This is a genomic window from Streptomyces sp. NPDC032126, from assembly GCF_055580085.1.
On the sequence record NZ_JBVIMA010000002.1, the window covers coordinates 146,734 to 171,539 of the forward strand.

The following is a 24,806-nucleotide window of genomic DNA, read 5'->3' on the forward strand; positions in this document are numbered from 1 at the left end:
ACGCGCGTAGAAATGGGGGGACAACTGTTCACTCGGTTCTACGCGTGTCACGCACATGTCAGCCGTACACCGTCACCGCCCTCGTCCCGGCGCTTCTGTACGTCCCCGGAGGGATCCCCTTGCCGAGCAAGAAGTCCGCGCGCGTCGCCGCGCTCACCGTCGCCGCCGTCTGTTCCGCGGCCTCCACCGTCGTCCTCACCTCCCCCGCGCACGCGGACTCGGTGCGCATCCACGACATCCAGGGCACGACCCGGATATCCCCGTACGCGGGCCAGAAGGTCGCGGATGTGGCCGGAATCGTCACCGGTGTGCGCACCTACGGCTCGTCCAAGGGCTTCTGGATCCAGGATCCGAACCCGGACGCCGACCCGGCGACCAGCGAGGGCGTCTTCGTCTTCACCAGCTCCACCCCGAAGGTCGCGGTCGGCGACTCCGTCACGGTCACCGCCACGGTCTCGGAGTACGTGCCCGGCGGCGCCACCTCCGGCAACCAGTCGGTGACGGAGCTGACCAAGCCGGTGGTCACGGTGCTGTCCAGCGGCAACGCGGTACCGGCCGCCACGGTCGTCGACGCGGACTCCGTACCGGACGCCTACGCCCCGGACGGCGACACCGCGGCGGGCGGCTCGGTCAACGGCCTCACGCTGCGGCCCGCCGACTACGCCCTGGACTACTACGAGTCCCTGGAGGGCATGAACGTCGAGGTCGCCGACACCCGCGTGGTGGGCGCCTCCGACCCGTACACCGAGCTGTGGGTGACGGTGAAGCCGGACGAGCACCCGAACCTGCGCGGCGGCACGGTCTACGGCTCCTACACCGCCCAGAACGGCGGCCGGCTCCAGATCCAGACGCTGGGCAAGACCGCCGACTTCCCGGCCGCGAACGTCGGCGACGTCCTGGAGGGCGCCACGACCGGCCCGCTGGACTACAACCAGTTCGGCGGCTACACCCTCGTCGCCAACCGGATCGGCACCCTGGACAGCGCCGGTCCGGAGCGGGAGACGACCCGTAAGCAGAGCAGCCGCGAGCTGGCGGTGGCGACGTACAACGTCGAGAACCTCGACCCGTCCGACGCCACGTTCGACCAGCACGCCGCCGCGATCGTGAACAACCTCCAGTCGCCGGACATCGTGTCCCTGGAGGAGATCCAGGACAACAACGGCGCCACGGACGACGGTACGACCGCCGCCGATGTGACGGTGAACAAGCTGATCGACGCGATCGTCGCGGCGGGCGGCCCGCGCTACGACTGGCGCTCCATCACCCCGGCCAACGACACCGACGGCGGCCAGCCGGGCGGCAACATCCGCCAGGTGTTCCTGTTCAACCCCGAGCGGGTGTCCTTCACCGACCGCCCGGGCGGCGACGCCACGACCGCCGTCGGCGTCACCAAGGTGCGCGGCAAGGCCGCCCTGACCGTCTCGCCCGGCCGGATCGACCCGACGAACGCGGCCTGGACGACCAGCCGCAAGCCGCTCGTCGGCGAGTTCGTCTTCCGCGGCAAGACGGTCTTCGTGATCGCCAACCACCTCAACTCCAAGGGCGGCGACCAGGGTCTGACCGCGCAGTACCAGCCCCCGACCCGCACCTCGGAGATCCAGCGCCACGCGCAGGCGACGGCGGTCAACACCTTCGTCAAGGAGCTGCTCGACACGCAGAAGAACGCGGACGTCATCGCGCTCGGCGACATGAACGACTTCGAGTTCTCCGACACCGCCAAGATCCTGGAGGGCGACGGCGAGCTGTGGTCGGCGATCAAGTCGCTGCCGAGGAGCGAGCGTTACTCGTACGTCTACCAGGGCAACGCGCAGGTCCTCGACCAGATCCTGGTCAGCCCCTCGATCCGGCGCGGCTGCGACCTCGACTACGACAGCGTGCACATCAACTCGGAGTTCCACGACCAGATCAGCGACCACGACCCGCAGGTCCTGCGCTTCAGGCCGTAGGGCTCGGGGTGGTTCAGGGCCGGCTGAACACGCCGTTCAGCCAGCCCTGCCAGGCCCTCTCGCACTCGCCGATGTCGGTGCCCGGCGCGAAGTCGTGCAGGGAGATGCCGACCGGGTGGCCCCAGTGGTTGCGCCCGAAGACGCGGGTGAGGCCCCGGTCGGTGCGCAGCCCGATGAAGTACGCGTCGCGGAAGTCGACCACGGCGTCGAACGTGTCGGGTCCGTGGACCGTCACCCGGGTGCCGGCGGTCACGTCCTCCCCGAGGCCCAGCGCCCTCGCCACGACGGCGAGGGCGTCGGGGGCCTTCGACGCCTCGGGCCCGTCGAAGGTGGCGAAGGCGGCCGGCCGGGGCGCGAAGTGCGCCAGGTACTCGCGCAGGGTGTGCAGATAGAAGTCGGTGTGCTTGGCGGCGCCGTCGTACTGGTTGTCCCAGTCGTCGACGAAGATGCCGCTGTGCACATAGCGCACCCAGGCGCGGCGTCCCTCGTCGCGCGGCTCGATGGTGTAGTCGAGCTGGTTGGCGCTCTGCTCGGCGATGCCCTCGACGTTCTCGACGCGGTTGGTGTAGCGGTGCGGCGGGTCCCAGGCGGTGACCGTGGACCCGAAGGGCCCCTTGCCGCCGACCTTCGGCTCGGGCGGTTCCATCGGCCAGAGATAGCCTCCGGTGCCGGTGGTGATCGCCTCCCACACCTCCTCCGGAGTGGCGTCGACCTCGAACTCGCGGGCGATCTCGAATTCCTTGGACATGGTGGGGTTCCTGCCTTACTCCGACTCGTTCTGCTTGAGCGTGGGATGGACGGCCACGACGATCCGGTGGTCGCGCCCGCCCTCGGCGTCGGGGGCGTCGTACTTGCGGATCAGGGCGGTGACGCCGGCCGTCAGTTCCTGGACGAACGCGGCCCGGTCGGCGGCCGAGGCGAAGCGCACCTCGCCGTCCAGCGCGTAGGTCGCCAGCCCCTTGCGGGCCCTGGCCGCGCCGGTGATCAGTGAGCCGACGTCCCGTACGAGACGGGCGCCCAGCGCCAGCAGCCAGCGTGCGGAGAGCTGGTCGCGGAAGCGGTCCGGGTCCGGCTGCACGGCGGCCAGGGCCAGGGGCGAGATGACGTACGACGCCGCCGTCGCCCGCATCAGCCGCTCGGTGACATTGCCCTTGCGGCGCTCGCCGGCCAGCTCGACCAGGCCGTGCCGCTCCAGGGCCTTGAGGTGGTAGTTCACCTTCTGCCGGGGCAGTCCGACCTGGCCGGCCAGCATCGCGGCGGACGCGGGCCCGGTCGCCAGCTCGGCCAGCAGCCGCGCCCGTATGGGGTCCAGGGAGGCGGCGGCCGCCTCGGGGTCCTCGATCACGGTGACGTCCAGCATGCGTCCACCGTCTCACCGAAAACTTTTTTTGTCCAGGAGGATGAAATTGTCGGAGGGTCGGGCTTGCGGCCGTCCGGTCGGCCCGTGCGCGGTCAGTCGGGGACGAGGCCGAGGGTGTGCTGGTAGCGACTGATGGCGGTGCCCTTCAGGCCCGGCCAGGTCTGCACGCGTTCCCACTCGGGGGTGGCCGCGCCGATGCCGACGCCGGGCTTGAGGGCCTCGATATGGGCCTCGGCGCTCTCCCAGCCGGCGTAGTTGAGGACCCTGGTGCCGTCGGTGCTGAGGTGGAACTGGGCGGAGATGCCGCCGGGGTGCGGGTCCGGGTGGGTCTCCAGGGCCTTCAGGACGGCGTCGACCCAGTCCCGCTGCCGCTCGGGGTCGGGGCCGTCGAACTCGATGTCGACGATCACGACGCATCCCGGGACGCGGCTGTCGCGGGCGTGGAAGCCGCGGTAGGGCCGGTAACGGCCGAGCCACAGCCGCTCGATCCCGGGCACGGCGGTGTCGACCTCGTCGACGCGCTCCTGGCGGTGCGTCTTCACATAGGAGCCGTACGCCTGCTCGCTCGTCCACTGCGAGTGGTGCAGCAGGGTGGAGCCGTCCAGGCCGGTGTAGAGGTGGTAGGAGAGCAGGTCGCCGGTGGGCCAGGGCCGGCGTTCCCAGGAGGCGGCGACGGCCTCGACCGCCGCCCGCTGCCGTTCGGGGGTCCCGAGGCGCCAGGTGCTGAAGAGGGCGGCGTCGGCGCGGGGGTCGGTGAGGTCGGGGTGGTCAGGGGTGCGGCGGGTCATGCCGGCCTCCTTCGGATCGGTGCGGACGGGCTGCGCCGATCAGCGTTCAACCTCCAGCGAGGTTGAGGTCAAGGAGGTACCGGTGGGGGCGCCGGGTTTCGGCCAGGGGGCGTGCGTCCGCCTGTGGGCGCGCGTCGAGGTGGCGGTGGGGGTGCCGGGGTTTCGGCCAGAGGGCGTGCGTCCGTTTCGGTCAGGGGGCGGCCGCCTAGTCGCGGGCGTTGCCGCCGAGGTGTCCCAGCTGGGTCTGGAACCAGTCCAGCCTGGCCTGCAACAGGGCGGCCTCGGCGGCGAGTTCGGGCACGCCCAGCTCGGCGGGGGCCGCGACCGGCGGAATCGTCCTCGGCGCGGCCACGACCCGCAGGCCGTCCCCGGCCAGCCGGGCGAAGGAGGCGAGCGAGACGGACGTACGGGCCCCGACGCAGCGCGCGCAGGCGGGCGCGAGGGCGATCCAGCCGGGGCGTCCCCAGCCGGCGTCGGCCAGCGCGACGGCCGGCGCCCCGCAGGCGCAGGGACCCACGGTCGCCGTACGCACCCGCTGGCGGGCGCTGCGGAAGCCCCGCTCGAAACGGATGTAGGCGCCGAGGACGGTGACGTCGAGGAGGACGGCGTCGCGGTGTTCGGCGGTGCACAGCAGCGCCTCGGCGGCCGCGCGGTCGTGCACGCAGTGGAAACCGCAGTCGCAGCGCCGGTGCGGGGGCCGGTGCCGCAGGCCGTACACGCAGGACGCGTCGGCCACCACGCCGTAGGGCAGTGCGCCGCCCAGCGACACCCCCGTGAAGGCCGCCCGGGTGCCGTCCCGGGACAGCACCGGGTGAGCGATCTTGTAGCCGGTGGGCGGCTCCGCGGGGCGCTCGCGCGGCAGCCGCAGCCTCATCGGACGGCCGGGGCCTCTTCCGGCACGGGGGTCGGGTCCTGGATCCCGATCTCCTCGGGCAGTTCGCGTGTGTCGTCGGCGCTCTCCGGCCGCTCCTCCGCGACGCCGGTGGCCAGTGCCTTGCCGAGCTTCATGGTGCCTCCCTGACGGGTCGGGCGCCCTGCCGTGGGCGGGGGATCCTGGCCATGGTGACCCATGACGCCCCTTTTGGACAGAGGACCTCGGCCGTCGGGCAGCGGGAGCCCACGACACGTATCGCAGCGATACTTACCAATACCCCGTAGAAGATTTAAGTAGAGCTTCACGCTGGAGTTGCCGAGACTGGCGTCCATGACGAACGCACGCTCCCCTCGCCCGCCCTTCGGCCGCGCCCTCTGCGCCATGATCACGCCCTTCACCGAGGCGGGCGGGCTCGACCTTGACGGGGCGCAGCGGCTCGCCGACCGGCTGGTGGCGCAGGGCTGCGACGGACTGGTCCTGTCCGGCACGACGGGCGAGTCGCCGACCACGACGGACGAGGAGAAGGCCGAGCTGATCCATGCGGTGCGCGCGGCGGTCGGCGACGGCGTGCCGCTGGTCGCGGGCGTGGGGACGGCCGACACCCGGCACACGGTGGAACTGGCCCTGGCCGCCGAGAAGGCGGGCGCGGACGGGGTGCTGGTGGTCTCGCCGTACTACAGCAGGCCTCCGCAGGACGCCCTCGCCGAGCACTTCCGCGAGGTGGCGGACGGCTGCGGAGTGCCGGTCATGCTCTACGACATCCCGGGCCGCACCGGCACGCGCATCGAGCCGGAGACGATGCTGCGCCTCGCCGAGCACCCCCGGATCGTGGCGGTCAAGGACTGCTCCTACGACCTGCTCGGCACCCAGAAGGTCCTGGCCCGCACCGAGTTGGCGTACTACGCGGGCTGCGACGAGCAGATCCTCGCCCTGTACGCCGTGGGCGCGACGGGCTATGTGAGCACGGTCGCCAACGCCGCCCCCCGCCCGCTCCGGGCGATCCTGGACGCGTTCGACGCGGGCGACACGGTCGGGGCCGCCCGCGCCCAGCGACGGGCGATGGAACTCATCGAGTCGATGATGGCCTCGGGCCTCCCCGGCACGGTCACCGCCAAGGCCCTGCTGACCGACCTCGGCCTCCCCTCGGGCCCGGTGCGCCGCCCCCTGCGCCCCGCCGACCGCACGACGACACAGGCCCTGCGCGAGGCGTACGACCGCCTGGTCTGAGCCCTGCGAAAATCCGGGTACGGGCGCCGCGCACCCGCGTACGGTGACCCCATGTCACCCTCCGCCGACCGGCCGCTGCTCTTCCTGGACGTCGACGGGCCGCTCAATCCGTACGCCGCGCAGCGCGAGCGCCGGCCCGAGGGGTACACGACGATCCGCGCCTCGGTGCGGCCGGGCCGGCCGCTGCGGGTGTGGCTGAACCCCGGGCACGGCCCCGTCCTGCTCGGCCTCCCCTACGAGCTGTGCTGGGCGACGACCTGGATGGCCCAGGCCAACCAGTGGATCGCGCCGGTCGTCGGACTGCCCGAGCTGCCCTACGTCGACTTCGGCGACCGTCTGTTCGCGGAGCGGCCCGGTGGGCTGCACTGGAAGACGGAGGCGTTGGTCGCGTACGCGGCGGGGCGGGCCTTCGCCTGGGTGGACGACGAGCACTCCCCCGTCGACGAGGCGGACGTGACCCGGCACCACCCCGGCGCCGCCCTCCTGCTCCGGGTGAACCCCCGGATCGGCCTGCGGGAGCCGGACTTCACGACCCTCAGGGAGTTCGCGGCCGGCCTCGGGACATGAGCGGGCGCCCCCTCCCGGCCGACGGGAGGGGGCGCCCGGGGGTCCGGCGGGCCGCTCAGTTGTGGCTGTGCAGGATCTCGTTCAGGCCGCCCCAGACCGCGTTGTTCGGGCGGGCCTCGACCGTGCCGGTGACCGAGTTGCGGCGGAAGAGGATGTTGGAGGCGCCGGACAGCTCGCGGGCCTTGACGATCTGGCCGTCGGGCATGGTGACGCGGGTGCCCGCGGTGATGTAGAGGCCGGCCTCGACCACGCACTCGTCGCCGAGCGCGATGCCGACGCCCGCCTCGGCGCCGATCAGGCAGCGCTCGCCGATCGAGATGATGACGTTGCCGCCGCCGGAGAGCGTGCCCATCGTGGAGGCGCCGCCGCCGATGTCCGAGCCGTCGCCGACCACGACACCGGCCGAGATGCGGCCCTCGACCATCGACGTGCCGAGCGTGCCGGCGTTGAAGTTGATAAAGCCCTCGTGCATGACCGTGGTGCCCTCGGCGAGGTGCGCGCCCAGGCGGACCCGGTCGGCGTCGGCGATGCGGACGCCCTTCGGGGCCACGTAGTCCGTCATGCGCGGGAACTTGTCGATCGAGGTCACCTGGAGGTGCAGGCCCTCGGCGCGGGCGTTCAGCCGCACCGTCTCGACGTCGTCCACGGCGACCGGGCCGAGCGAGGTCCAGGCGACGTTGGCGAGGTGGCCGAAGATGCCGTCCAGGCTCTGGCCGTGCGGCTTGACCAGGCGGTGGGAGAGCAGGTGCAGCCGCAGGTAGACGTCGTGCGCGTCGATCGGCTTGTCGTCGAGGGAGGCGATGACCGTGCGGACCGCGACCACCTCGACGCCCCGGCGGGCGTCCGGACCGATCGCCTTGGCGGCACCCTCGCCGAGCAGTTCCACGGCCCGCTCGGCGGACAGCCGCTCGGTGCCGGACGGTCCGGGCTCGGCGGTGAGCTCGGGGGCGGGGAACCAGGTGTCGAGAACGGTGCCGTCGGAGGCGAGGGTGGCGAGGCCGGCGGCCACCGCCCCGGTGGTGCGAGGTGCAGTCGTGTCGGTCATGAGGGAAACCTAACCGCCGGGGGGCAGTGGGGGCCAACCCGCCGGGGGCGCGTCTCAGGTGCCGGTCGCGGGCCGGCGCCGTGGGGGCCAACCCGCCGGGGGCGCGTCTCAGGTGCCGGTCGCGGCCGGGACCGTGGGGAGCCAACCCGCCGAGGCGCGCCCCAGGTGCCGGTCGCGGCCGAGGCCGTGGGGAGCCAACCCGCCGGGGGCGCGTCTCAGGTGCCGGTCGCGGCCGGGACCGTGGGGGGCCAACCCGCCGGGGGCGCGTCTCAGGTGCCGGTCGCGGCCGGGACCGTGGGGGGCCAACCCGCCGAGGCGCGCCTCAGGTGCCGGTCGCGGCCGAGGCCGTGGGGGGCCAACCCGCCGAGGTGCGTCTCAGGTGCCGGTCGGCGGGCGGAGCCCACCGGGGGGCTCGGCGCCCGCCCGTGGCCCTGCCCGTCGCCTCGGACGCCGTCCCGTCCGTCATCTCCCGGCTCCTGGAGCCGGGTGAGGCGGTTACGCCGGCCCGGTGGAGGCGTTCGCCTCGTGGCCGACCGGGACGGGTGGGGCGGTGGGCGGGTGGGGGGCTGGGGGCGGAGCCCCCAGGTGGCCCGCCGCGGCGCCGAGCACCGCGCAGCCCGCGACCAGCCCCACGCCCGCGCACACCGGCCACAGGATCCCGGGCGCCGCCTCGTACACCGCCCCGCCCAGCGGCGCGGCCAGCACCACCCCGCTGATCGACACCCCGGCGTACAGCGACTGGAACCGCCCCTGCGCGTGCTCCGGCGCCTGGTCGGCGACGTACGCCGTGGCGGTCGTCTTGTACAGCAGCTCCCCGAGGGTCAGCAGCGACATGGTCAGGACCGCCGTACCCACCCCCGCCCCGAGGACGAGCGCCCCGTACCCGGCGCCGACGAGCAGCAGCCCGGTCCCCACGATGTGCAGCGGCGACCTGCGGCGCAGGGCGAGCGCGGCCGGCAGCTCCAGGCAGAGCAGCACTCCGCCGTTGATCGCGAGCAGGGCGCCGTACACGCGGGCGTCCTGGCCGTGATCGGCGAGGAAGACGGGGAAGGTCGTGTACTGCTGCCGGTAGACGATGTCGACGAGCAGGATCGCGACGAGCAGCACGAGGACGGCTGGCCGGGCCCGCAGCGCCGCCCACAGCCCCTCGCCCCGGCGATCCGCACGACCGCCACCGGCACCCGCACCGGCCCGCGCCACCCTCTTGCGCGCCCCCGCGCCCGCCGGGATCACCCGGGCCACCCATCCGGCCAGCGCCACCCCGGCGACGCCCTCCCCCACGTACAGCCAGTCGTACGAGAAGCGGGTGGCGATGTACGCCCCGAGCACCGGGCCGACCGTGAACCCGCCGTTCGCCGCCGCCCGCACCACAGCGAACGCCTGCCGCCGCGCCCCCTCCGGCACGATCACCGCGACCAGCGCCGAGTTGGCCGCCCGCTGCACCCCGGACGCGTACTGGGCGAGCGGCAGGACGGCGTAGAGCGCCGCCGTCGGCATCAGCGGCACGGACACGAGGAGCAGCCCCGAGACGGTGGCCGCGGCGAGCAGCACCCGCCGGTGTCCGAACCGGTCCCCGTACCACCCGCCGGTGAAGTTCCCGGCGACCAGCCCCACCCCGCCGAGCCCGGCGAGCAGCCCGGCCGCGCCGGTGTCCAGGCCGCGGGGCCCGGTCAGGTAGAGGAAGAGATAGGCGAAGCAGACGCTCACCATCATGTTGGCGAACATGCCGCCCGCCAGCAGCCACACCGCCCGCGGCACATCCCTCAGCGCTCGCACCCGTCCGACCCCGCCCCCGTGTTCGAGTGAGTTTCCTTTGGGAACTCACTGTGCCAACATGACAGCCTCGGGGTCAACCGGCACGGCGGAAGAGCGGGACGAAGCGCAGGAAGGCGGGAGGGGCGACACATGGCACGCAGGACGAGCCTGGAGGACTCCACCTGCGCCATCGCGCAGGCGCTGGACGTCGTGGGCGACTGGTGGACGCTGCTGATCGTGCGCGACACCGCCCGCGGGGTGCACCGCTTCGACGAGCTCCAGAGGGAACTCGGCGTGTCCCGCAAGGTGTTGACCGAACGGCTGCGGCTGCTCGTCGAGGCCGACGTGCTCACCCGGGTGCCGTACCAGGACCGCCCGGTCCGCCACGAGTACCGCCTCACCGAGCGCGGCCGCGCCCTGCTCCCCGTCCTGATCGCCCTTCAGGACTGGGGGGACGCCTGGGTGCTGGGCGACGGCGGCCCCACGGCCACGGCGACGGAGGCCTCCGCCGAGGCCCAGCGCGTGCACGAGCTGATCGGCACCTCCGTCCCGGAGCTGCGCCTGCTGAACCACGAGGGCCGGCCGTGCGATCCGGTCAGCGAGGACACCCCGTTCACCGTCGTGTACTGCTTCCCCGGCGCCTACGCCCGCCCGGACGCCTATCCGCCGGGCTGGTCGGACATCCCGGGCACCACGGGCTGCACCTTGGAGTCCTGCACCTACCGCGACCATCTGCCGGAGTTCACCGCGGCCGGTGCCACCGTCCACGGCGTCTCCACCCAACGGCCCGACGAGCAGAGGGCGTTCGCGGAGAAGGAGTGGCTCGGCTTCACTCTGCTCTCGGACGCCGAGCTGTCCCTGATCGCCGCCCTGCGCCTGCCGACCTTCCGTGCGGCGGGCATGAACAAGCTGAAGCGGCTGACGCTGATCGTCGACCGGGACCGCACGGTCCGGGACGTGCAGTATCCGGTGACGGATGTCGCGGGGAGCGTGCGGGCGGCGCTGGACACGGTCAGGCGTCTGGGATCGGGCGGATGATCCGGCCCAGCATCCGCCGGGCGTACGCCGCGTCGTAGGGCACGTCCGTCAGCAGCACCTGGAGGCAGATGCCGTCCATCAGGGCGACCAGGGCGCGCGCGGTCGTCGGATCGGTGCGGCGGGCGAGCCGGTCGGCGAGCCCCTGGGCCCATTCGGCGGCGACCGGCCGCAGCGCGGGGCGGCGCAGCGCGGCGAGATACAGCTCGTACTCCAGCTCCACCCCGGTCCGTTCGCCGCCGAGCCACTCGCCGAGCAGCGCCGCCAGCTCGGCCGCCAGGTCCACCTGCGTATCCCCGAGGCCGCCGCGCGCCGCGATCAGGCTGTCGAAGCCCTCGTTCGCCTGCCGCAGCGCGGCCACCATCAGCTCGTCGAGCGTCGCGAAGTGGTACGTCGTGGAGCCGAGCGGCACATCCGCCTCGGCGGCGACACTGCGATGGCTCAGCCCGGCAAGGCCTTTCTCCCCCACCACCCGGATCGCCGCGTCGATGATCCGCCGGCGCCGCTCGGGGTCGTAGCGCCGGGCCATCAGTGGGCGCCTCCCAGGTTCAGTACGACCACTCCCCCGACGATCAGCACGATCCCGCCGATCTTCGCCGGCCCCAGCCCCTCCCCGAAGAGCGTCAGGCCGATGACGGCGATGGTCGCCGTGCCGACGCCGGACCAGATCGCGTAAGCGGTGCCGATCGACACCGACTTCAGGGTCTGGGCGAGCAGCGCGAAGGAGACGACATAGCCCACGGCGGTCAGCGCCGAGGGCCACAGTCTGCTGAAGCCGTCGCTGTACTTCATGGCGGTGGTCGCGGCCACCTCGGCGGCGATGGCTCCGGCGAGCGTCAGATATCCCATGTGTACGAGCGTACACATGAGGTGCGTACGCCCGTACACACCAGTCGTGCGGGGGGAGTTGGTCGACCGAAGCGTTATAGAAACCGCTCACCGAAACGGCTACCTCGGAGTAACAGCTTCCTCTAGTGTTTCACCGTTCATACACCGGGCCTTCGCAGCCGCGGCCGCCGTCATGCGCGCCGCTGGAGGAACAGCGCATGCCAAAAAACCAGACCCGGCCCTCTCAGGACAGACCTTGGGAGAACGGCTGGACCCCGGACACGTCCCGAGCCCCCGGCACCCGGCGCCTCTGGCTCGCGGGCACGCTCGCGATAGCCACCGTGGTCGCCTGTCTGACGGCAATAGCCGTCAACGACCCGCGTCCTGACGGATCGTCGGACACCGCGCGGCAGGACGCACCGCAGGCCGGCACCCGGTCCGGACCCGGCCTGATCTCCTTCCCCACCCCCACGGGCAGCGCGGCCGCCGGCGGGACCGCGGTCCCCTCCTCGGCGCCCCCCGCGTCCCCCTCCGCCTCCGCCTCCCCGAGCCCGCAGGGCGGAGCGACCCCCGGCCCGTCCGCGTCCGCCTCGGCGTCGTCCGCACCGGGCCCCAAGCCCCCCGCGCACCCCGGACACGCTTCCGCCGACCGATCGGTCCAGTCGGTCAACTACCCCGACCGCTACTGGCACGTCAGCGGTGGCGTGGTGCGGCTCGACCCGACCGCCTCCGTGTTCACCGCGGTCAAGGGCCTGGCCGACGCGGGCTGTTACTCCTTCGCCACCGCCGACGGCGGATACCTCCGGCACAGCGAGTTCGTCCTGCGCTCCGAGCACAACGACGGCTCGCGCCTCTTCCAGCAGGACGCCACCTTCTGCCCCCGCCCCTCCGCGTACTCCGGCGCGGTCATGCTGGAATCGGCGAACTACCCCGGCCGTTTCCTGCGCCACGCGAACTTCCAGCTGAAGCTCGACCGGTACCAGAACACCGCCCTCTACCTCGCGGACTCCTCGTTCCGCTTCGTGGCGGCGCGAGGACACTGACCCCGGACACACCAGTGGCCCCCGGCGTGATCGCCGGGGGCCACTGTCATGCGTCCGCTCAAACGGTGAAGCCCAGACGCTGAAGCTCAGACGTTGAAGCCCAGCGCCCGCAGCTGCTCGCGGCCGTCGTCCGTGATCTTGTCCGGGCCCCACGGCGGCATCCACACCCAGTTGATGCGGAGTTCGCTGACGAGGCCGTCCGTCGCGGACTTGGCCTGGTCCTCGATGACGTCCGTCAGCGGGCAGGCCGCCGAGGTCAGCGTCATGTCGACGGTCGCGATGTTCGCGTCGTCGACGTGGATGCCGTAGATCAGGCCGAGGTTGACGACATCGATGCCCAGCTCGGGGTCGACCACGTCCATCAGGGCCTCGCGGAGCTCCTCCTCCGAGGCCGGCTTCATCTCCACGGTGTCGCTCATGCCGTCTTCCTTTCGGCGTCGGCCCCGTCCAGAGCCTGGGCCGTCGCGTCCTTCCACGCCATCCAGCTGAGGAGGGCGCACTTGACCCGGGCCGGGTACTTGGAGACACCGGCGAACGCGACCGCGTCCTCCAGGACCTCCTCCATCGCGTCGTCGGGCTCGATCTTCCCCTTGGACTGCATCAGCTCCAGGAAGGTCTCCTGGATCTTCTGCGCCTCGGAGACGTCCTTGCCCACCAGGAGGTCGTTCAGCACCGAGGCCGAGGCCTGGCTGATGGAGCAGCCCTGGCCCTCGTACGAGACGTCCTCGATCTTCGTGCCGTCGTACTTCACTCGGAGGGTGATCTCGTCGCCGCACGTCGGGTTCACGTGGTGCACCTCGGCGTCGCCATCCCGAAGACCACGCCCGTGCGGGTGCTTGTAGTGGTCCAGGATGACTTCCTGGTACATCGAATCCAGCTTCACGGTCTCAGCTCACGCCCTTCAGCCGAAGAAGTTCCGTACGTGCTCCAGCCCCTCGACCAGTGCGTCGATCTCGGCCGGCGTGGAGTACAGATAGAACGACGCTCGCGTGGTCGCAGGAATTCCGTACCGCAGGCAGACCGGCCGCGCGCAGTGGTGGCCGACCCGGACCGCGATGCCCTGCTCGTCGAGGACCTGGCCCACGTCGTGCGGGTGGATGTCGCCCAGCGTGAAGGAGATCGCCGCGCCCCGGTCCTCGGCCGTGGTCGGGCCGATGATCCTGAGGTCCGGGATCTGCGTCAGGCGCTGGACCGCGTACTCCGTCAGCGCGTGCTCATGGGCGAGGATCCTGTCCATGCCGATCGCGTTGAGGTAGTCGATCGCCGCGCCCAGACCGACGGCCTGCGCGACCGGCGGGGTGCCCGCCTCGAACTTGTGCGGCGCCGGGGCGTACGTCGAGGAGTGCATCGACACCGTCTCGATCATCTCGCCGCCGCCGAGGAACGGAGGAAGGTCCTCCAGCAGCTCCTGGCGGCCCCACAGCACGCCGATGCCGGTCGGGCCGCACATCTTGTGGCCGGTGAAGGCCACGAAGTCGGCCTGGAGGGCCTGCACGTCCAGCGGCATGTGCGGCGCGGCCTGCGAGGCGTCGATGCAGACCAGCGCGCCGACCTCCTGCGCGCGGCGCACTATCGCCTCGACCGGGTTGACCGTGCCCAGGATGTTCGACACCAGCACGAAGGAGACGATCTTCGTCTTCTCGGTGATGATCTCGTCGATGTTGGACAGGTCGAGACGGCCGTCGTCGGTCAGGCCGAACCACTTCAGCTTCGCGCCCGTGCGCTGCGCCAGCAGCTGCCAGGGAACGATGTTGGAGTGGTGCTCCATCTCCGTGATGACGATCTCGGTCTCACGGTCCACGCGGTAGGGCTCGTCGGCCCAGCCCAGCATGTTCGCGACGAGGTTCAGCGACTCCGAGGCGTTCTTGGTGAAGATCACCTCGTCGCGGCTGGGCGCGTTGATGAAGTCGGCGACCTTGTCGCGCGCGCCCTCGTACAGTGCCGTGGCCTCCTCGGCGAGCACATGCACACCGCGGTGGACGTTGGCGTTGTAGCGCTCGTAGTACTCGCTCAGGGCGTCCAGTACCTGGCGCGGCTTCTGCGAGGTCGCCGCGTTGTCCAGGTACACGAGCTTCTTGCCGTCGTGGATCAGGCGTTCCAGGACGGGGAAGTCCTTGCGGATCGCCTCGGTGTCGAGGAGGCCCGGCAGTTGCGTCACTCGGATGCGCCGCCCTTCGTGTAAGCCTCGTAGCCCTCGTTCTCCAGCTTGTCGGCGAGCTCGGGGCCACCGGACTCGACGATGCGGCCGGCGGCGAACACGTGGACGTGGTCGGGCTTGATGTAGCGCAGGATGCGCGTGTAGTGCGTGATCAGCAGGGTGCCGACCTCGCCGGTCTCGCGGACGCGGTTGACGCCCTCGGAGACGATGCGAAGGGCGTCGACGTCCAGACCGGAGTCCGTCTCGTCGAGGATCGCGACCTTCGGCTTGAGCAGTTCGAGCTGGAGGATCTCGTGGCGCTTCTTCTCACCGCCGGAGAAGCCCTCGTTGACGTTGCGCTCGGCGAAGGAGGGGTCCATGTTGAGGCGCTCCATGGCCTCCTTGACCTCCTTCACCCAGGTGCGCAGCTTGGGGGCCTCGCCGCGGACGGCGGTGGCGGAGGTGCGCAGGAAGTTGGAGACCGAGACGCCGGGAACCTCGACCGGGTACTGCATCGCCAGGAACAGGCCCGCGCGGGCACGCTCGTCGACGGACATCTCCAGGACGTCCTCGCCGTCGAGCAGCACGGTGCCGCCGGTGATCGTGTACTTCGGGTGACCCGCGAGGGAGTAGGCGAGGGTCGACTTGCCGGAGCCGTTGGGGCCCATGATGGCGTGCGTCTCGCCCTGCTTCACGGTGAGGTCGACGCCCTTGAGGATCTCCTTCGTGGCGTTGTCGGCCTCGACGGTGACGTGCAGGTCTCGGATTTCAAGCGTTGCCATGGATGCCTCAGGACTCCTGGGTGAGGGAGACGAGCACGTCGTCCCCTTCGATCTTTACGGGGTATACGGGGACGGGGCGCGTCGCGGGAAGGCCGGACGGCTTGCCGGTGCGGAGGTCGAAGCTGGAGCCGTGCAGCCAGCACTCGATCTGGCAGTCCTCCACCTCGCCCTCGGAGAGCGAGACGTTCGCGTGGGAGCAGATGTCGTGGATCGCGAACACCTCGCCCTCGGTGTGCACGATGGACACCGGCGTGCCGTCGAGTTCCACCCGCTTCGGGGTGTCCTCCTCCAGCTCGCTCAGCGCGCACGCGCGGACGAAGGCTGTCATGCGACCGACGCCTCCAGCTCCTCTTCGATCTTGGCGAGGAGGCGCTCCTCGATGTCGTCGACGCCGATCTGCTGGACCAGCTCGGCGAAGAAGCCGCGGACGACGAGGCGGCGGGCCTCGTGCTGCGGGATGCCGCGGGCCATCAGGTAGAAGAGCTGCTCGTCGTCGAAGCGGCCGGTGGCGGAGGCGTGGCCGGCACCGACGATCTCGCCGGTCTCGATCTCCAGGTTCGGCACCGAGTCGACGCGCGCGCCGTCCGTGAGGACCAGGTTGCGGTTCATCTCGTAGGTGTCGGTGCCCTCGGCCTTGGCCTCGATCAGCACGTCGCCGATCCACACGGCGTGCGCGTCGTCGCCCTGGAGCGCGCCCTTGTAGACGACGTTGGACTTGCAGTGCGGGGCGTTGTGGTCGACGAGGAGGCGGTGCTCCTGGTGCTGACCGGCGTCGGTGAAGTACAGACCGAACAGCTCGGCCTCGCCGCCGGTGCCCGCGTAGGTGACGCGCGGGTGCAGGCGTACGACGTCGCCGCCGAAGGTGACGACCACGGACTTGAAGGAGGCGTCGCGGCCGAGGAGCGCGTTGTGCTGCGCCACGTGCACGGCCTTGTCGTCCCAGTCCTGGACGGAGACGACGGTCAGCTTGGCGCCGTCGCCCAGGAGGTAGTCGACGTTGGCGGCGAGGACGGCGTCACCGGTGTGGTCGATGACGACGACGGCCTCGGCGAAGGCGCCCAGCTCGATCACCTGGTGGGCGAAGGCGGTGCCGCCCTCGCCGTGCACGGCGATCCGGATGGGCTCGGTGAGGACCGTCTCCTTGGGGACGGTGATGACACCGGCCTTCTCGAACGCGGAGTACGCCTGGGCGGCGACGCGGTCCACCGGGGTGCCCGCCTTGCCGAGGCGCGCGTCGTCCCGGCCGACGGTCTCGACGGTGACGCCCTCGGGGGCCTGGACGTCGACCTTCAGGCCCTCGCCGGTGGCGACGGCGGTGCCGTCGTGCAGCCCGCGCAGGCGCTCCAGCGGGGTGAACCGCCACTCCTCCTCGCGGCCGTGCGGGACCGGGAAGTCCGCCACGTCGAAGGACGGGGGCGCGCTCATGCGCGTGGCGACGGTCGACTCGGCGGCGACCGCGATCGAGCCGGCGGTGGTGGACCCCACCGGGATGTTCTGAGCCTCAGCCATGGCTGTCGGTTTGCTCTCTTCCTGACGCTTGTAAGACTTACGACGGGGGCGTGGGCCGGTGTCGGCCCACCGGGCCGGTGTTAACCGACCGCACCCTCCATCTGGAGCTCGATCAGCCGGTTGAGCTCGAGGGCGTACTCCATGGGCAGCTCCTTGGCGATGGGCTCGACGAAGCCGCGCACGATCATCGCCATCGCCTCGAACTCGGTCAGACCGCGGCTCATCAGGTAGAAGAGCTGGTCCTCGGAGACCTTGGAGACGGTCGCCTCGTGGCCCATGGACACGTCGTCCTCGCGGACGTCCACGTAGGGGTACGTGTCGGAGCGGGAGATGGTGTCGACGAGCAGCGCGTCGCACAGCACGTTCGACTTGGAGCCGTGGGCGCCCTCGCCGATCTCGACCAGACCGCGGTAGGACGTACGGCCGCCACCGCGCGCCACGGACTTCGAGACGATGTTGGACGACGTGTTCGGCGCCATGTGGACCATCTTGGAGCCGGCGTCCTGGTGCTGGCCCTCGCCCGCGAAGGCGATGGAGAGGGTCTCGCCCTTGGCGTGCTCGCCCATCAGGTAGACGGCCGGGTACTTCATCGTCACCTTGGAGCCGATGTTGCCGTCGATCCACTCCATGGTCGCGCCCTCGTAGGCGACGGCGCGCTTGGTGACCAGGTTGTAGACGTTGTTCGACCAGTTCTGGATGGTCGTGTAGCGGCAGCGGGCGTTCTTCTTGACGATGATCTCGACGACCGCGGAGTGCAGCGAGTCCGACTTGTAGATCGGGGCCGTACAGCCCTCGACGTAGTGCACGTAGGCACCCTCGTCGACGATGATCAGGGTCCGCTCGAACTGGCCCATGTTCTCCGTGTTGATGCGGAAGTAGGCCTGGAGCGGGATCTCCACGTGGACGCCCGGCGGGACGTAGATGAAGGAGCCGCCCGACCACACGGCGGTGTTCAGGGAGGCGAACTTGTTGTCACCGACCGGGATGACCGTGCCGAAGTACTCCTTGAAGAGCTCCGGGTGCTCCTTCAGCGCGGTGTCGGTGTCCAGGAAGATGACGCCCTGCTCCTCCAGGTCCTCGCGGATCTGGTGGTAGACGACCTCCGACTCGTACTGCGCGGCGACACCGGCGACCAGGCGCTGCTTCTCGGCCTCCGGGATGCCCAGCTTGTCGTAGGTGTTCTTGATGTCCTCGGGCAGGTCCTCCCAGGACTCCGCCTGCTTCTCCGTGGAGCGCACGAAGTACTTGATGTTGTCGAAGTCGATGCCCGACAGGTCCGAGCCCCAGTTCGGCATGGGCTTCTTCTCGAACAGGCGCAGGCCCTTGAGGCGGAGCTTGGTCATCCACTCCGGCTCGGACTTCTTCGCCGAGATGTCCCGGACCACGTCCTCGTTCAGGCCACGCTTCGCAGAGGCACCGGCCTCGTCGGAGTCGGCCCAGCCGTATTCGTACTTGCCCAGACCCTCGAGTTCGGGGTGGGCAGTCTCCGTGGGGAGAGTCATGCGGGGTTCCTCCCGGCCGTGCTTGCAGATGCGTCAGTGGAATTGGGGGAAATCTTGGGGATGAACGTCGTGCACACGCCGTCACCGTGCGCGATCGTCGCCAGCCGCTGTACATGTGTACCGAGCAGCTCCGCGAAAAATTCCGTCTCGGCCTCGCACAGCTGCGGGAACTGCTCGGCGACATGGGCGACCGGGCAGTGGTGCTGACACAGCTGCTCACCCACGGGGGCGCTCCGCGCCGTAGCAGCGTACCCGTCGGCGGTCAGGGCCTTGGCCAGGGCTTCGGCGCGCTTCTCGGGGGCCACGCCGTCGATGGCCTTGCGGTACGTGCCCGACTGGGCGGCGATGCGGGCGCGGGCGAAGGCGGCGATGGCCTCCTGGCCGCCCTCGCGCTCGGCGATCCAGCGCAGGGCGTCCGCGGCGAGCTTGTCGTACGACTGATCGAAGGCGTCGCGGCCGCAGTCGGTGAGCGCGAAGACCTTGGCGGGGCGGCCACGGGTCCGGGCGCCGTACACCCGCTGCTCGCGTGCCTCCACGACGTCGTCGGCGGTCAGTGCGTCCAGGTGGCGGCGGACGGCGGCCTGGGTCAGGCCCAGCCGGGCGGCCAGCTCGGCGACGGTCGACGGCCCGTGGTCCAGGATGGAGCGCGCGACGCGGTTGCGGGTGCCCCGCTCCCGGGTCGCGAGTTCCTCGGGGGCCTCGCCGACGTTTTTCACAACGCCATTGTTGCGTAATTCCTCAGACGCGGGCAAGCCGCGTCCGGACCCCCGGACGGTGCCCTGCATCACTTAGGCATACCTAATCCGACCTGGGGAAATGATCTTCCGATCGGCCGGACCCGGCGCTGTCCGGCCACGATGGCACCGCCCCCGAGCCAACGAGGGCGCCGCCCTCCGACCGGTTCCCGCACCCCCCGGTCCGAGCCCCCGATTCCGTCCCTAGACTCTGGAGCCATGCGAACCGATCCCGTCGTCCAGGTCCAGGCCCTGGTGAAGCGGTACGGCACCAAAACCGCGGTGGACGGCCTCGACCTGACGGCCCGGGCGGGCGTGACCGCCGTCCTCGGCCCCAACGGCGCCGGAAAGACGACCACGATCGAGACCTGCGAGGGATACCGCAGAGCGGACTCCGGCACCGTGCGCGTCCTCGGACTCGACCCGGTGCGGCAGGCCGGCGCGCTGCACCCCCGGATCGGGGTGATGCTCCAGTCCGGCGGCGTCTACTCCGGCGCCCGGGCCGACGAGATGCTGCGCCACATGGCCAAGCTGCACGCCCACCCGCTGGATGTCGACGCCCTCATCGAGCGCCTCGGCCTCAACTCCTGCGGCCGGACCACCTACCGCCGCCTCTCCGGCGGCCAGCAGCAGCGCCTCGCCCTCGCCATGGCCGTCGTCGGCCGCCCCGAGCTGGTCTTCCTCGACGAGCCGACCGCCGGACTCGACCCGCAGGCCCGCCGCGCCACCTGGGACCTGGTCCGCGACCTGCGCGCCGACGGCGTCTCCGTCATCCTCACCACGCACTACATGGACGAGGCCGAGCAGCTCGCCGACGACGTCGCGATCATCGACGCCGGCCGGGTCATCGCCCAGGGCTCCCCCGAGCAGCTGTGCCGCGGCGGCGCCGAGAACACCCTGCGCTTCACCGGCCGCCCCGGCCTCGACGTCGGCTCCCTGCTCAAGGCGCTGCCCACCGACTCCCAGGCCGACGAGCTGACCCCGGGCTCCTACCGGGTCATGGGCAAGGTCGACCCCCAGCTGCTGGCCACGGTCACCTCCTGGTGCGCCCAGCACGGCGTGATGCCCGACCGCATCTCGGTGGAACGCCACACCCTCGAAGACGTCTTCCTGGAACTCACCGGCAAGGAGCTGCGCTCGTGACCGTCACCGGCATCTACGCCCCGAAGCCGGGTGCGGCGCCGCTTCCGCGCATGATCGCGGCCCAGGCGGCGCTGGAGACCAAGATGCTCCTGCGCAACGGCGAGCAGCTGCTGCTCACCGTCGTCATCCCGACGCTGCTGCTGGTCCTGTTCAGTTCCGTCGACATCGTGGACACCGGCAAGGGCGAGGCCGTCGACTTCCTCACCCCCGGCGTCCTCGCACTCGCGGTGATGTCGACGGCGTTCACGGGCCAGGCCATCGCGACCGGCTTCGAGCGGCGGTACGGCGTGCTGAAGCGGCTCGCCTCCTCCCCGCTGCCCCGCTGGGGCCTGATGACGGCGAAGACGGCGTCCGTGCTGGTCACCGAGGTCCTCCAGGTGATCCTGCTCACGGTGATCGCCTTCGCCCTGGGCTGGTCCCCGCACGGCAACCCCCTCGCCGTCCTGCTCCTGCTGGTCCTCGGCACCGCCGCCTTCTCCGGCCTCGGCCTGCTGATGGCCGGCACGCTCCGGGCGGAGGCGACGCTGGGCGCCGCCAACCTGGTGTTCCTGCTGCTCCTCGTCGGCGGCGGCGTCATCGTCCCGATGGACAAGTTCCCCTCCGGCGCGCAGGACGTGCTCGGGCTGCTGCCGATCTCGGCCCTGTCGGACGGTCTGCGGGACGTGCTCCAGCACGGGGCCGCCATGCCGTGGGGCGACCTGGGAATCCTGGCGGTGTGGGCGGTCGTCGGGCTGGCGGCGGCCGGGACGTTCTTCCGCTGGGAGTGAGCGGGACCACGCGACCCTCGTGAAAGCGTGCACAAGCGGCCCCCTACGATGGACCCCGTGCCAAAGCTGACCCGCGCCGACGCCACCGCCGCCGTGCGCAACCCGCTCGCCTTCATCGCCGAACGCTGGACCCCGCACCCCCGGACGGTTCAGCGGGCGGCCCTCGCCGCACTCGTCATGTCGGTGGTCATCGTGGTCACCGGCGGCGCCGTCCGCCTCACCGGCTCGGGCCTCGGCTGCCCGACCTGGCCCAAGTGCACCGACGACTCGCTCACCGCGACCAGCGCGATGGGCTTCCACGGGGCCATCGAGTTCGGCAACCGCATGCTGACGTATGTGCTGTGCGCGGCCGTCGGCTGGGCGATCATCGCCGCCCGATCCGAGAAACCGTACCGGCGCAGCCTGACCCGGCTGGGCTGGGCGCAGTTCTGGGTCGTCATGAGCAACGCGGTGCTCGGCGGCGTCGTCGTCCTGGTCGGCCTCAACCCGTACACGGTCGCCGCGCACTTCCTGCTCTCCTCGGCGCTGATCGCCGTGGCGGCGGTGATGTGGCAGCGGACCCGGGAGGGCGACGGGGCGCCCCGGCCGCTGGTCGGCAAGGCGGTGCAGCAGCTGGTGTGGTTCCTGGTCGCGGCGTCGACGCTGCTGATCGCGGTCGGCACGGTCGTCACCGGCGCCGGCCCGCACGCGGGCGACTCCAGCGAGGTCGACCGGATGCCGCTGGACTGGGAGACGGTGGCCAAGCTGCACGCGGTGCTGGCGTGGATCGTGGTGACGCTGACCTTCGCCCTGTGGTTCGTGCTGAAGGCGGTGGACGCCCCCAAGGGACCGCTGGACCGGACCCGGGAGCTGTTCCTCGTCCTGCTGGCCCAGGGCGCCATCGGCTACACCCAGTACTTCACGGACCTCCCCGAGGCCCTGGTCGCGGCCCATATGCTCGGCTCCGCCGTGATGTGGATCTGGGTGCTGCGCGTGCTGCTGTCGCTGCGGGAGCGGCCCGGGCCGACGGCGGACCTGCCGGGACCGTCCGCCGAGCCGATGCTGACCAACGCCTGACCCGCCGGGCTCGGCCGCCCCGTTCGCGTCAGTCGAGCCCGTAGACCCGGCGCGCGTTGCCCGCCGCCACCATCCCGGCCACCCGCTGGGCGTCCCCCAGGGACCACGCGCCCTCGGCGACCCAGCCGCCCAGCACCCGGCCGAGCGCCTCGCGGAACAGGCGGGCGCCCACCACGTGCAGCTCGGGCAGTCCTCCGGCGCCGCTGGAGAAGAGGATCTTGCCGAAGGGCGCCAGCTCCAGGATCTCGGCGAGGACGGTGGCCGCCCGGGCGCCGGTGCGGACCAGGGCGGCGCCGGAGTCGGCGTACACGTGCGGGAAGACCCCGGCGAGGTGCGCGGCGTTGCGGTGGTAGGGGTAGCCGTGCAGCAGGACCAGATCGGTCCCGAGGCCGGCGGTCGCCCGGACGAAGTCCGTCAGCAGCACCGGATCGGTGCGGTCGATGCGCGCCCCGGGCTCCGCGAGCCCCGCGTGCAGTTGCAGCGGCAGCCCGGAGGCGACGGCGATCCACAGCAGATGCCGCAGCAGCACCGGGTCGCTCAGCTCGCCGCCCACCCGGCGTCCGGCCAGCCAGCGGCCCGCCGCGCCGCGCACCTCGCCCGGCCCGGGCGGCTCGGGTGCCAGCGCCAGACCGTGCCGTACGCCCGCGACCGAGGTGAAGGCGACGGCGTTCCCGGCGGCCCCGTGCACCGACTCGGCGAGGTTGGCGAGGAAGGACTCGACGGTGCCGGAGGTGTCGGCGACCTGTTCGGCGAGGAGTTCGAGCCGCACGATCTCGCGGGCGTGGGCGCCGGCGGCGGTGGCCATCTCGGCGGGGCCGGTCAGATCGCCGGGCAGGCCGGTGTCGACGAGATAGGTCGTGATGCCGGATCCGCGCAGCAGCCTGCGGCCCGCTTCCAGTACGCCGAGTTCACGACGCCGGGCCAGATAGCGGGCGGGCGGGCAGTGCGGCTCCAGGCCGAGTAAGGGGGGACACCAGCGGCGTACGGCGAAGCCGGTCTGGGTGTCGAAGAGGGTGGTGCCGGGCGCGGGCGGGCCCTCGGTGCGGGCCAGCTGGGCCTCGAAGGTGCCGAGGCCCAGCTCGGTGCGCAGTATGCCATGGCAGTACTGGTCCACGAGGGACGGCGTTTCGATCATCCGGGCTCCCCGTGCAGACGGTGCTACCCGTCCGGTTGGACGGCGCTACCCGTCCTAACGGGTGAACCCGGGAGGAGGTGTTGGGGGCCGGCGGTTCAGCCGCCCACCTGAATGCCCGCCATGCGCTTCCACTCGTACGACCCGGTCGTCACCTTGGCGGCGAACTCGCCGTCGAACGCCTCGTGGCGGGTGAGCCCGGACTTCTCGACGGCCTGCTCGGCGATCTCGTAGGAGGGCGCCACCAGGTCGCCCCAGCCGCCGTCCTCGCCCACCAGGACGACGCGGGCGCCGCGCTCCCCGATGTACGCGATCTGGGCCTCGGCCCCGCCGTGCGCCTTGGAGAAGGCGCCGATCCTCTTGGCGAGGCGGGCCACGTCGCGGGCGGCCTTCGCGTCGGCCTTCGCCTCGGTCTGCTGCGTGTCTGCCTGCTGCGTGTCTGCCATGAGCAGGATGCTACTCACGAGTAGATCGACTGGCGAGAGCAGGGCGCTGTGACCTGCGTGTCAGCGCCGCGTCGGGGCGGGTGTCAGCGCAGGAAGGGGTCGACCGCCACCGCGACGAAGAGCAGCGAGACATAGGTGATGGACCAGTGGAACAGGCGCATCTCCTTCAGCTTCGCGCCCGTCACCTCCGCCTTGGCGCGGTTCTGCAGGGCGTGCGCCTCCCACAGCCACCAGCCGCCGGCGGCGAGCGCCACCGCCGTGTAGAACCAGCCCGTGTAGCCGAGCGGCGTCAGCAGCAGCGACACCCCGACCATCACCCAGCTGTAGACGACGATCTGCCGGGCGACGACCTTGTTGGAGGCGACGACGGGGAGCATCGGTACGCCCACGCGCGCGTAGTCCTCCTTCACCTTCATGGACAGCGGCCAGTAGTGCGGCGGCGTCCAGAAGAAGATCACCATGAAGAGGATGACCGGGGCCCAGGCGAGGGAGTCGGTGACGGCGGTCCAGCCGATGAGCACCGGCATGCAGCCGGCGATGCCGCCCCAGACGATGTTCTGCGCGGTCCGGCGCTTGAGGATCATCGTGTAGACGACGACGTAGAAGAGGAGCGCGGCGAGCGACAGCCAGGCGGACAGCCAGTTGACGGTGAGGCCGAACAGCAGCGTGGAGACCACGGCGAGGGCGATGCCGAAGGCCAGGCACTCGCGCGGGCTGACCATGCCGGTGACCAGGGGCCGCTGCGAGGTGCGGTCCATCAGGGCGTCGATGTCGCGGTCGATGTACATGTTGAGGGCGTTGGCGCCGCCCGCGGAGAGGTAGCCGCCGACGCAGGTGAGCAGCACCAGACCGAGGTCGGGCACGCCCTGCTCCGCCAGGAACATCACCGGAACGGTGGTGATCAGCAGCAGCTCGATGATCCGCGGCTTGGTCAGCGCCACGAACGCCTTGACCCGGGCCCCGATCGGCCGCCGGCTCGGGCTCTGGCTCGTCCCGATCATCCCCGCTGGACGGGATTCAACGGCCGTCACGCACACCCCTGACAGAGACATCCCAGCAAGCCTCCCCGTGTGAGGTCCCGGTAAAGGCTCGCGCGTACCACGCCACTGTAGACGTTGCCCAGACCCGGA

General features: G+C 71.4%; 28 protein-coding genes. 8 read left to right on the top strand and 20 right to left on the bottom strand.

The window, feature by feature from the left end:
• The first annotated feature begins 119 nt into the window (after positions 1-119).
• Positions 120-1,946, top strand: a complete 1,827-nt coding sequence (locus ACZ5NW_RS09165) for an endonuclease/exonuclease/phosphatase family protein (RefSeq protein ID WP_468743855.1) — start codon at positions 120-122, stop codon at positions 1,944-1,946.
• Between the two features lie 13 nt (positions 1,947-1,959).
• Here ACZ5NW_RS09165 and ACZ5NW_RS09170 read toward each other — a convergent pair whose 3' ends face one another.
• The 5 genes from ACZ5NW_RS09170 to ACZ5NW_RS09190 all read right to left on the bottom strand — a co-directional run bounded on the left by ACZ5NW_RS09170 (position 1,960) and on the right by ACZ5NW_RS09190 (position 5,102).
• Positions 1,960-2,694 (bottom strand): SRPBCC family protein, encoded by a 735-nt coding sequence (locus tag ACZ5NW_RS09170; RefSeq protein WP_468743152.1) that lies wholly within the window; start codon positions 2,692-2,694, stop codon positions 1,960-1,962.
• Positions 2,695-2,709: 15 nt separating this feature from the next.
• Positions 2,710-3,306: an ArsR/SmtB family transcription factor gene (locus ACZ5NW_RS09175; protein WP_468743153.1), complete on the bottom strand. Its 597-nt coding sequence runs from the start codon at positions 3,304-3,306 to the stop codon at positions 2,710-2,712.
• Between the two features lie 92 nt (positions 3,307-3,398).
• Positions 3,399-4,094, bottom strand: coding sequence for an antibiotic biosynthesis monooxygenase (locus ACZ5NW_RS09180; RefSeq protein ID WP_468743154.1), 696 nt, complete (start codon positions 4,092-4,094; stop codon positions 3,399-3,401).
• Positions 4,095-4,299: 205 nt separating this feature from the next.
• The gene (locus ACZ5NW_RS09185; RefSeq protein WP_468743155.1) at positions 4,300-4,968 is read right to left on the bottom strand and encodes a hypothetical protein; all 669 of its coding nucleotides are present in this window, start codon (positions 4,966-4,968) and stop codon (positions 4,300-4,302) included.
• Complete coding sequence (locus tag ACZ5NW_RS09190; RefSeq protein ID WP_468743156.1) at positions 4,965-5,102, bottom strand: hypothetical protein; 138 nt, start codon at positions 5,100-5,102, stop codon at positions 4,965-4,967. The genes ACZ5NW_RS09185 and ACZ5NW_RS09190 overlap by 4 nt, the downstream gene beginning before the upstream one ends.
• A gap of 196 nt (positions 5,103-5,298) precedes the next feature.
• Here ACZ5NW_RS09190 and dapA point away from each other — a divergent pair, with 196 nt between their 5' ends.
• Entirely contained in the window at positions 5,299-6,195 is an 897-nt protein-coding gene (gene dapA / locus ACZ5NW_RS09195) for a 4-hydroxy-tetrahydrodipicolinate synthase (RefSeq protein ID WP_468743157.1), read from the top strand.
• A gap of 51 nt (positions 6,196-6,246) precedes the next feature.
• Entirely contained in the window at positions 6,247-6,762 is a 516-nt protein-coding gene (locus tag ACZ5NW_RS09200; protein WP_468743158.1) for an HAD domain-containing protein, read from the top strand.
• A gap of 55 nt (positions 6,763-6,817) precedes the next feature.
• On the opposite strand, the gene dapD is transcribed toward ACZ5NW_RS09200, so the two are convergent.
• A complete protein-coding gene (dapD, locus tag ACZ5NW_RS09205; RefSeq protein WP_468743159.1) occupies positions 6,818-7,807 on the bottom strand; it encodes a 2,3,4,5-tetrahydropyridine-2,6-dicarboxylate N-succinyltransferase in 990 nt (329 codons plus the stop codon).
• A gap of 495 nt (positions 7,808-8,302) precedes the next feature.
• Positions 8,303-9,583: an MFS transporter gene (locus tag ACZ5NW_RS09210; RefSeq protein WP_468743160.1), complete on the bottom strand. Its 1,281-nt coding sequence runs from the start codon at positions 9,581-9,583 to the stop codon at positions 8,303-8,305.
• A 129-nt stretch (positions 9,584-9,712) separates the two neighbouring features.
• On the opposite strand from ACZ5NW_RS09210, the gene ACZ5NW_RS09215 reads away from it, so the two are divergent.
• Complete coding sequence (locus ACZ5NW_RS09215) at positions 9,713-10,600, top strand: winged helix-turn-helix transcriptional regulator (protein ID WP_468743161.1); 888 nt, start codon at positions 9,713-9,715, stop codon at positions 10,598-10,600.
• Here the strand turns inward: ACZ5NW_RS09215 and ACZ5NW_RS09220 are convergent.
• Positions 10,575-11,126: a TetR/AcrR family transcriptional regulator gene (locus tag ACZ5NW_RS09220; RefSeq protein WP_468743162.1), complete on the bottom strand. Its 552-nt coding sequence runs from the start codon at positions 11,124-11,126 to the stop codon at positions 10,575-10,577. The genes ACZ5NW_RS09215 and ACZ5NW_RS09220 overlap by 26 nt on opposite strands.
• Entirely contained in the window at positions 11,126-11,446 is a 321-nt protein-coding gene (locus ACZ5NW_RS09225) for a DMT family transporter (RefSeq protein WP_468743163.1), read from the bottom strand. Before ACZ5NW_RS09225 ends, ACZ5NW_RS09220 begins: the two co-directional genes overlap by 1 nt.
• 197 nt (positions 11,447-11,643) lie before the next feature.
• On the opposite strand from ACZ5NW_RS09225, the gene ACZ5NW_RS09230 reads away from it, so the two are divergent.
• The gene (locus tag ACZ5NW_RS09230; RefSeq protein ID WP_468743164.1) at positions 11,644-12,468 is read left to right on the top strand and encodes an AbfB domain-containing protein; all 825 of its coding nucleotides are present in this window, start codon (positions 11,644-11,646) and stop codon (positions 12,466-12,468) included.
• Between the two features lie 86 nt (positions 12,469-12,554).
• Here ACZ5NW_RS09230 and ACZ5NW_RS09235 read toward each other — a convergent pair whose 3' ends face one another.
• The 8 genes from ACZ5NW_RS09235 to ACZ5NW_RS09270 form a co-directional block, all read right to left on the bottom strand.
• Entirely contained in the window at positions 12,555-12,887 is a 333-nt protein-coding gene (locus ACZ5NW_RS09235; RefSeq protein WP_131569140.1) for a metal-sulfur cluster assembly factor, read from the bottom strand.
• On the bottom strand, positions 12,884-13,351 hold the full coding sequence (gene sufU, locus ACZ5NW_RS09240; RefSeq protein WP_468743165.1) for a Fe-S cluster assembly sulfur transfer protein SufU: 468 nt from the start codon (positions 13,349-13,351) through the stop codon (positions 12,884-12,886). Before sufU ends, ACZ5NW_RS09235 begins: the two co-directional genes overlap by 4 nt.
• An 18-nt stretch (positions 13,352-13,369) precedes the next feature.
• A complete protein-coding gene (locus ACZ5NW_RS09245; RefSeq protein ID WP_468743166.1) occupies positions 13,370-14,626 on the bottom strand; it encodes a cysteine desulfurase in 1,257 nt (418 codons plus the stop codon).
• Entirely contained in the window at positions 14,623-15,387 is a 765-nt protein-coding gene (gene sufC, locus ACZ5NW_RS09250) for a Fe-S cluster assembly ATPase SufC (RefSeq protein ID WP_468743167.1), read from the bottom strand. Before sufC ends, ACZ5NW_RS09245 begins: the two co-directional genes overlap by 4 nt.
• Positions 15,388-15,394: 7 nt before the next feature.
• Entirely contained in the window at positions 15,395-15,715 is a 321-nt protein-coding gene (locus ACZ5NW_RS09255; RefSeq protein WP_468743168.1) for a bifunctional 3-phenylpropionate/cinnamic acid dioxygenase ferredoxin subunit, read from the bottom strand.
• Positions 15,712-16,896: a Fe-S cluster assembly protein SufD gene (gene sufD, locus ACZ5NW_RS09260; protein ID WP_468743169.1), complete on the bottom strand. Its 1,185-nt coding sequence runs from the start codon at positions 16,894-16,896 to the stop codon at positions 15,712-15,714. Before sufD ends, ACZ5NW_RS09255 begins: the two co-directional genes overlap by 4 nt.
• An 80-nt stretch (positions 16,897-16,976) precedes the next feature.
• Positions 16,977-18,398 (bottom strand): Fe-S cluster assembly protein SufB, encoded by a 1,422-nt coding sequence (sufB, locus tag ACZ5NW_RS09265; RefSeq protein WP_386574061.1) that lies wholly within the window; start codon positions 18,396-18,398, stop codon positions 16,977-16,979.
• Positions 18,395-19,114, bottom strand: a complete 720-nt coding sequence (locus ACZ5NW_RS09270) for a helix-turn-helix transcriptional regulator (RefSeq protein ID WP_468743170.1) — start codon at positions 19,112-19,114, stop codon at positions 18,395-18,397. Before ACZ5NW_RS09270 ends, sufB begins: the two co-directional genes overlap by 4 nt.
• A 237-nt stretch (positions 19,115-19,351) precedes the next feature.
• Between ACZ5NW_RS09270 and ACZ5NW_RS09275 the strand changes: the two genes are divergently transcribed.
• From ACZ5NW_RS09275 to ACZ5NW_RS09285, 3 genes are read left to right on the top strand one after another with little or no spacing between them, the layout of a single operon-like run.
• A complete protein-coding gene (locus ACZ5NW_RS09275; RefSeq protein WP_468743171.1) occupies positions 19,352-20,275 on the top strand; it encodes an ABC transporter ATP-binding protein in 924 nt (307 codons plus the stop codon).
• Positions 20,272-21,042 (top strand): ABC transporter permease, encoded by a 771-nt coding sequence (locus ACZ5NW_RS09280; protein ID WP_468743172.1) that lies wholly within the window; start codon positions 20,272-20,274, stop codon positions 21,040-21,042. The genes ACZ5NW_RS09275 and ACZ5NW_RS09280 overlap by 4 nt, the downstream gene beginning before the upstream one ends.
• Before the next feature lie 48 nt (positions 21,043-21,090).
• On the top strand, positions 21,091-22,098 hold the full coding sequence (locus tag ACZ5NW_RS09285; RefSeq protein ID WP_468743173.1) for a COX15/CtaA family protein: 1,008 nt from the start codon (positions 21,091-21,093) through the stop codon (positions 22,096-22,098).
• A 28-nt stretch (positions 22,099-22,126) separates the two neighbouring features.
• Here the strand turns inward: ACZ5NW_RS09285 and ACZ5NW_RS09290 are convergent, their stop codons facing one another.
• The 3 genes from ACZ5NW_RS09290 to ACZ5NW_RS09300 all read right to left on the bottom strand — a co-directional run bounded on the left by ACZ5NW_RS09290 (position 22,127) and on the right by ACZ5NW_RS09300 (position 24,677).
• Positions 22,127-23,233, bottom strand: a complete 1,107-nt coding sequence (locus tag ACZ5NW_RS09290) for an amidohydrolase family protein (protein WP_468743174.1) — start codon at positions 23,231-23,233, stop codon at positions 22,127-22,129.
• Positions 23,234-23,328: 95 nt separating this feature from the next.
• Positions 23,329-23,676 carry a hypothetical protein gene (locus ACZ5NW_RS09295; RefSeq protein ID WP_468743175.1) on the bottom strand — a complete coding sequence of 116 codons (348 nt, stop codon included), beginning with the start codon at positions 23,674-23,676 and terminating at the stop codon, positions 23,329-23,331.
• A gap of 83 nt (positions 23,677-23,759) precedes the next feature.
• Positions 23,760-24,677: a heme o synthase gene (locus tag ACZ5NW_RS09300; RefSeq protein WP_468743176.1), complete on the bottom strand. Its 918-nt coding sequence runs from the start codon at positions 24,675-24,677 to the stop codon at positions 23,760-23,762.
• Positions 24,678-24,806: the final 129 nt, after the last annotated feature.